Below are 7,624 nucleotides of genomic sequence, written 5' to 3'. Positions count from 1 at the left end.
TAATTTTTTGATAAAATATCTTTAAATCAAAGTTTTTTTTTCTCTTCATTCTCACTATCTCTATTATAATTCAAATGAATCCTTAATGCCTCTAGTGAAATCTGAATTTCTAACAATGAAAATATTAACGAAATTATGAGCGACACTAGACTTATCCCAAAACTTATATATCCAATAAAATTTATTTGGAAAAACAGGAATAACATTGAAACAGCACATAATAATAAGCTAGAAACTCCAAAGTACTGCATCTTTTTAATATAATTTAAACGTTTCTTCAGATTCTTAACCTGATAAAATTCATGCTCGACTTCTCCGCTTGAATCCATCTGTCTGACAATGGCTGTAAGTGCCAAAAATCTGTTAGTATATGCCAGCAAAAGAAGAGATACCGTAGGAAAAAGAACAGCCGGGGTAGTTATTTCCAAAGTCATATTTTTCATCATCCTTTCAACTTTTTATAATATATTTATTTAACAATTTAAATACTACACTTTATTTTTATTATAATTGAAATTACTAAAAAATGCAAAATAAAAATGCAAGGACTAAAATTTTGCCCTTGCTTAAAAGATTTTATTTTTATTAAAATTAAAATGAATCTGGTGATGACAACACTTTTAAATCTTTATCTATTTCAAATACTAAAGGTTTTCCTGTTGTTAAATTCAGTTTTAAAATATCGTCATCTGAAATATTTAGCAAATATTTTATTAAAGCACGCAAACTATTTCCGTGAGCTGCTACAATAACATTTTTCCCTTCCTGCAAACTTTTTGAAATATGTGAATGCCAGTAAGGCAGAACTCTTTCGATAGTATCTTTAAGGCTTTCTCCAAGCGGCGCTTCAGAATCAGATAAATCTGCATATCTTCTATCTGATTTTGGATAATATTCGCTTGATTTGTCTATTGCAGGCGGGGCAACATCAAAGCTTCTTCTCCAGATAAGTACTTGCTCGTCTCCATATTTTTTAGCAGTTTCAGCTTTGTTTAATCCTTGTAATGCTCCGTAATGACGTTCATTCAATCTCCAAGATTTGTAAACTGGAATGTATAATTCATCCAGTTCTTCCAAAACGTAATTAAGAGTTTTAATGGCTCTTTTCAAATAAGATGTGTACGCAATGTCAAAAACTAATCCCATTTCCTTTAATGCTTTACCTCCAGCTTTTGCCTCTTCCACTCCTTTTGGACTCAAGTCAACATCCTTCCATCCAGTAAATTTATTTTCCAAGTTCCATTCACTTTCTCCATGCCGAATCAATACTAATTTCATTGTTTTCCTCCTTTTGATAAAGTTGTTTTATATTTGAACTAATAAAAAAGTGGCTTTATTTTACTATTTTGTTTTAGTTTCCACAACTGCTTCTGCAGAGGATGTATTTGTAGATAGTTCTTTTTCAGCAATTAAATCTTCAAGATGTTCCTTTGTTGTCATCAATTCTTCAAGGTTCATATTATCATAAGTTGCTTCTGAAGATGTTTTTATGTTTATACCTTGTTTTCTTAAAAAACTGTCAACTTTATTTTGATTCTTTTTATATAAATAATATCCTACAGCCACAGTTCCTACTCCAATTGCTGCTCCTACTAAATGTTCCTTTTTAATGTTTCCAAGTTTTATCATTTTTATACCTCCAAATTTTTATTTATTATTATTTTATCATTTATTAATTTTTATTGCAAAGCAATGTATTTGTCATTCGACTCATTGCCTGCCCTGTTATTGAAAAATATATGATCTATTAAATCGCTCAAATTTTCAATAGAATTATCGTTTTTTACATCTACAACATAATGAAATTTTCCATTATCGGCTTTTAAACGGTAAATTCTTACTTCCTTATTGGAAAAATTATTTAACGCAAGATGCCGTCCAAAAGTTGTAAACCACATAAGCGCTATCGCTGTAACCGACCTGTTTGCCAGATAGGATTTGAGCAAGTATAATGCTGGCAATATTTCTATGTCGAAAAAGCCTTTACGCTGTGTTTCTCTGTAAGCATGCTCTATAATTGCCGCGGTTGTAAGTCCAGCCGCAAAATTATTAATATCTATCTGTAATTTTTCCACTTTACTTTTTCCTAAACTGTACAGAAAAGAAAGCAGTATTGCCGCTCCAGAGTAAACAGATAATGAATCAATTGATTTTTCCTCAAAATCTTCAACAAGTTTTACTGAAGTCATTCCGTGTTCTACTGACAAGGCAGTTGCAGTTCGGTAAATCACTTCATCTATTGAAATTTCTTCAGGCTCAAATGTAACAAGTAAAGTGTTTATAGTCTGATTATACCGTAAAGCTGTATTTTTAGTTTCAACTTTTACTGTTTCAAAAAATTTTTTTGTATTGGCAATATCGTGTGAAATTTTAAATCTGACACGATTCGGTAATTTATGCAGTATTATCAAGGTTAGTTTTTTCATATCTTAATTCAAACTCCTTCAAAAACACAAAAATTTTTATTTATTAACATCATATTTTAATAGCCGTAATGAATTTCCAACTACTAAAATTGTGATGGAGTTATGCAAAATTGAACTGTATATTGCAGGCAGAAGTCCTGTTGCACCCAATACAAGTGCAAAACTGTTTATACCGATTGCCATTGCAAAATTCTGCTTTATTATTTTTACAGTGTTTTTTGCTAAACCGATTACACCTGGTATTAATAATGGATCGTCTGAAGTTATTGTAACATCAGCGGCTTCCATTGCAATGTCTGTCCGTGAACTTCCCAAAGCGATTCCTACATTTGCATAGGAAAGGGCAGGAGCGTCGTTTATTCCGTCACCTATCATAATAACTTTTGAACCAATTGAACGGAATTTTAAAATATCTTTAGCCTTGTCCTCAGGCAGCAGTTCAGACTCGTATCTATCCATTGACATTCTTGAAGCAATAGTTTCAGCCTGCTGTCTTAAATCTCCCGTTAACAGCACAATATCATCTATTCCTTGATTTCTTAGCCGATTCATTGCCTTTTTTATATTTTCCCTAGGTGGATCCGAAACACCAATAACGCCAATTAAATCATTATTTTTAGCTACATAAATTACAATTTCTCCACGATTTTGCATTCCTTTTACTATATCACTTGCTACTTCAAGAGAAATATCATTCTCTTCCATGTATTTCAGGCTTCCTACACGGATAATATCCTTATTTACAAAAGTTTCTATTCCTCTTGCAACTTTAATAACAGATTCCTTATGTTTGGGAATTTTTAATCCTCTATTTTTAATTTCATTCAAAATTGCACTTGCTAAAGGATGTGATGAAGTTTCTTCAGCTGCAGCAGCTAGTGCAAGCATTCGGTTGTCTTTCATATTTTTTCCAAAAGTTTTTAGTGTTTGGATTTTAGGTTTTCCTTCGGTAATTGTACCTGTTTTGTCAAATATTACTGTATCAGATTTTGAAAGTTCTTCCAGATAGTTGCTTCCTTTAATCAAAATTCCGTTTTTAGCCGCTGTATTAATTGAAGCAGAAAATGCTGTTGCTGTTGACAGCCTTATTCCGCATGAATAGTCAATTACAAGCATACTAAGGGCTTTTTGCAAGTTTCTGGTTGAAACGTAAACAATTCCGGCGAGCAGAAAGTTAAGAGGGATTAACTGTGCAGAAAATGTATCGGCGTAAGATTGAATATCAGCCTTGTTAAAAGCGGCATCCTCCACTAATTTTATAATTCTGGAAGCTGTCCTGTCATCTCCAACCTTTTCCGCTTTTACGGTAATATTTCCACTTTTTAAAAGCGTTCCTGCAAAAACTTCTTCTCCAGCCTTTTTCGTAACAGGCATATATTCCCCAGTAATTGCCGACTGGTCAATTATCGCCTCACCTTTTTCAATTGTTCCATCCACACTTATTTTTTCTCCAGTCTGAACAAGAATCAAATCTCCCTTGCTAATTTCTTCAATTGGAACTTTTTTGGCTGTATTTTCATCATCAGACTGCTTCCAAACGTAGTTTTCTCCAACGCTTAACATGTCTTTAATTACGCCACGTGTCTTTTTCATTGTATAAACAGTTAGAAGCTCTGCAAATTTTTCTAAAATCATAATTGTCAAAGCTGTTCGTTCACTTCCTAAAACGATACTGCTGACAATAGCTGTAGAACTTAGCGTATCTGCGTTTGGACGCTTATTTTGAATCAGAGAATAGATTCCATTTTTTAAAACAGGCAGGGCTAAAGAAACTGTTGATAAAGTTTTGTAGTTAAATAGTCGTCTAATCCCTGTTAATTTTGTCTTTGGATTTGGCAGTAGCAATAAAAGTACAGCAGCACCAATATTTTTAATAATTTCCTGTGGAGATTCTTCCTGTAGACGTCTTTCAATTACATATTTGTTTGATACTTGTTTTTTTTCATTTTTATATATATCTACCAGATATGTATTTAACGTATTTTGAAGTAAGGATATCAGGTTTTCACCAGTTAATGAAAAATTGTCAAAATAAACAAGAATAGTTCCTGTAATACTTGAAATTTCAACACTTTGGATATAATGAACCTGCATTAGCTGCTTTGTTATCTCTTCTTTATGAATTCCAAGATATTTTAAAGCTTTTGATTTTATTCTGATTCTTCCACGAATTTCGTGTAAAATCTTGCAATCCAGCAAATAATCTTTATTTAACATAAAAGTCCCTTTCTTTTTTCATTTTGGCAATAATTAAAGTTCTTTAATTATGTTATAAAAAGTATCCAAATTATCTTCTATTTCCTTTAAGGATTTATTTTCATATAATTCAGAATGATTAATCATAGTTTTCCATACTTTGTTCAGCCAGTCTAGTATTTGTTTTTCTGAAATTAATTTTACATCATAGTAAATCAGAATTTTATTTGTCACATACGAATACTCAATACTTTTTATGCCTTTTTTTGATAAAATAAGTTCTGTAACTCGATAATCATATTTTTTTAATTCTTCTGGAATCTTTGACAAATTTGGAACCGAAAGCCTTAATCTGCCAGGAATACTGTGTACAACCTTTATCTGGTTAAACATCAGATATGTAGCCTTAAATAAATTTTCTAACATTATTTTCTTTTCCCTTCTGATAAAAAAATAAAAGCCCACCATAATAAAGTAGTACCTGTAGGCAATTTTGGAATTTCTCTTAATTTTTTAATGCCATAAAAAGCAAAAATTCCTGCAACTAATGTCTTTAAGTCCAAATAACCTCTACTTTTATTGTAAATAGCCATATCAACAGATTCAAATGCCTGTTTTAACAATTTTTTTACTTTTCCAGGCTTATTTTTTAAGGCTTCTTCTTCCAGATGGAGCAATTTTAGAACGATTAAATACAAAAACGAACTCTCAATAATTTTTTCATCAAAATAAATTAAGATGCTTCCAATAATAGAATTAACGCTTACTGAGTGTATTCCCGATAGTTGACGCATATTATTTAAAAATTCCTGTTCTAACTCCTCATTCTCTTTTAATGCATCTGTTTGAAGTCTCAACCGTCCATTCTGGTAATGTTTTACTTGAATAACGCCATAAAAATTTTGTAACATAATTGACTCCTTAAATATTTTTATAAATCATTATATACCTTTTTATTTTAAATTTCAAGGATTTAATTAAATAAAATAAAACGAACTTTAAAATAATTTTATCAAAAAATAAGGGCATTTCTAACACCCTTATCCTAAAAAATTATTAAATTTAAAATTCATATTCCCCATTCCAAGTAATAAACAATTTAACAAGTTCTTCCGATACCTTTCTGTTTCTTTTGTCAATATCTTCAAAAGTCCAGTCGGTCTTATCTGCTGGGATTAATTCACGTACATATTTAATTTTAGATTTTTCATAACTTGCTTTTTTCTTTTCAAAAAAGTTTTCTGAAGCTTTAATCGACAATTTCTTTTCAAAAGGAATCTTGTTTCCAATATAATTTATATATTCTTTAACCTGTTTATTTTCAACACTTTCTGAGAAACGGTTACTCCATTTTTGTGGCAATATATATTCAATTTCCCATTTTTCAGGAAGTAATTCATCTTGATTGTTGTAAACAACCATTTTTAAAATCATACGCACAAGATTTTTGTTTGGTGTCTTGACTTTTTCCTGCAATATGGAAATTGGAATATTCTTGAATGCAATTTTTGGAGAAATATTATCAACAATATCAACATTAAGTTTAAGAATATCAGCTTTTACAGCGGCAACACTCGGTGTTACAAGATAATTTGCTGTCAGTTCCAAAAATAGCTTTCTTAAAAATTTTAAGAAATAAATTTCAAAATTTTCTTTTTCGCCATGTGACAAATAATAGACAACAACAGGATATTTCCAAGATTCATTTGGATAAGCTGATAAAGTATCCAAAATCTTTATAATCTGTATATTTTCTGTCCAAGGCTTGTCATCAATTGATTCGTGCCTATTCATCACAACCCATAAATCAAGAATCTGATCTAGATGCTTCAAAAGATTTGATTTATAAAGCCTTGTAAATCCGCCCTTTGAATAAAAACGTCTAAGTCCAAGTGTAGTCGTTGCCACATCTTTTTCTACTGCCCTTAGATAAAACATATAATAATAAAACAGCTGTTTTACATTTTCCTTGGCATAAATTGCCCGTTCGCTTAGTTTTTTCCATTGTTTTATAAACATTTTCTTGTATTCTTTTTTAATTCGGTTATACATTTTTGCCTTAAAAATATCAGCTTCAGAAAGTGGCAATCCTCTGTCATTCAAAGTAGAAAATACACTTAATGCGTCATCTTGCGAATCTGTATTTATTGGAAAGACTACCGCTCTATTTAAAGTATAGTAAATAAATTCAAGCATTAATGTGGGGCTTAATTCACAAAGTTTATCAAATAACTTTTGAAATAAAATATAATTTTTTGAATAATTGTCAGTAGCTTCAGGATCAGCAACTCCAGTTTCCAAAATATTTTGTAAAATTTTATTTCCTTCATTATCTATAACTCGTGAATTTATAAGCACGCTTTTATAATCAACTTCTCCAGTTAATTTCTCCTGCTTCCAGAGTGCAGGCTGAATTTGTCTTATAAAATTTTCCTGCTCAACAGTTTTTTCCTCATAGGAAACTAATTTTGTATAAATTGCACGCAAAAGAAGAAACAATGAAGTAATTCTCTGCTGTCCGTCAATTATTTCCTGTTCTCCATTCTCATTTTCATAAGAAACTATGCTCCCTAAAAAATATGTTCCTTCCACTTCACTATTTCTCTTTGACTCATTTTCAGTAAATTCTAATAAATCATAAAACAACGTCTTAGTCTCATTTTCAGTCCAGGAATATGGTCTCTGATATTCAGGTATTAAAAACATCTGATCTTTTCCACTTTCCAGCAACTGTTTGATACTTTGCTTATTAACTTGTATTGTTGCAACCATAACGCCTCCTACCGTTCTTTTTATAAATTATACACCATTTCAATGGTATTTTTCAACCGAAAAAATTTTAGGGAAAAAATTGCTACTATAATTTGTTCTTTATAATTATTTTTGATGCTAAAAAATATAAACATATATTTTGGTTATCAAAATAAAAATATCCAATTGTAAAAAATATAAAAACATTATATAATTAAATAACAGTGGTTATATATTCGGATTTTTTTATA

The 7,624-nt window shown here is 30.5% G+C and carries 8 protein-coding genes; all 8 read right to left on the bottom strand.

Features of this window, described 5'->3' with window-relative positions:
- Positions 1-26: 26 nt before the first annotated feature.
- Positions 27-434 carry a DUF2721 domain-containing protein gene (locus tag Q0370_RS05870; protein ID WP_299573336.1) on the bottom strand — a complete coding sequence of 136 codons (408 nt, stop codon included), beginning with the start codon at positions 432-434 and terminating at the stop codon, positions 27-29.
- Between the two features lie 157 nt (positions 435-591).
- On the bottom strand, positions 592-1,278 hold the full coding sequence (gene gpmA / locus Q0370_RS05865; RefSeq protein ID WP_299573333.1) for a 2,3-diphosphoglycerate-dependent phosphoglycerate mutase: 687 nt from the start codon (positions 1,276-1,278) through the stop codon (positions 592-594).
- A 63-nt stretch (positions 1,279-1,341) separates the two neighbouring features.
- Complete coding sequence (locus Q0370_RS05860; protein WP_299573331.1) at positions 1,342-1,629, bottom strand: hypothetical protein; 288 nt, start codon at positions 1,627-1,629, stop codon at positions 1,342-1,344.
- 50 nt (positions 1,630-1,679) lie between these two features.
- On the bottom strand, positions 1,680-2,426 hold the full coding sequence (locus Q0370_RS05855) for a hypothetical protein (RefSeq protein ID WP_299573328.1): 747 nt from the start codon (positions 2,424-2,426) through the stop codon (positions 1,680-1,682).
- 36 nt (positions 2,427-2,462) lie between these two features.
- Entirely contained in the window at positions 2,463-4,643 is a 2,181-nt protein-coding gene (locus Q0370_RS05850) for a heavy metal translocating P-type ATPase (protein WP_299573325.1), read from the bottom strand.
- A gap of 33 nt (positions 4,644-4,676) precedes the next feature.
- On the bottom strand, positions 4,677-5,048 hold the full coding sequence (locus Q0370_RS05845; protein ID WP_026745212.1) for an HMA2 domain-containing protein: 372 nt from the start codon (positions 5,046-5,048) through the stop codon (positions 4,677-4,679).
- Entirely contained in the window at positions 5,048-5,533 is a 486-nt protein-coding gene (locus Q0370_RS05840) for an HMA2 domain-containing protein (protein ID WP_299573317.1), read from the bottom strand. Before Q0370_RS05840 ends, Q0370_RS05845 begins: the two co-directional genes overlap by 1 nt.
- Before the next feature lie 151 nt (positions 5,534-5,684).
- The gene (locus Q0370_RS05835; protein ID WP_299573314.1) at positions 5,685-7,394 is read right to left on the bottom strand and encodes a DUF262 domain-containing protein; all 1,710 of its coding nucleotides are present in this window, start codon (positions 7,392-7,394) and stop codon (positions 5,685-5,687) included.
- Positions 7,395-7,624: the final 230 nt, after the last annotated feature.

Source organism: uncultured Leptotrichia sp. (assembly GCF_938036635.1).
Taxonomy (GTDB): Bacteria; Fusobacteriota; Fusobacteriia; order Fusobacteriales; family Leptotrichiaceae; genus Leptotrichia; species Leptotrichia hongkongensis.
The sequence above is the reverse complement of the archived record's forward strand: the minus strand, read 5'-3'. Positions and strand labels throughout refer to the sequence as shown.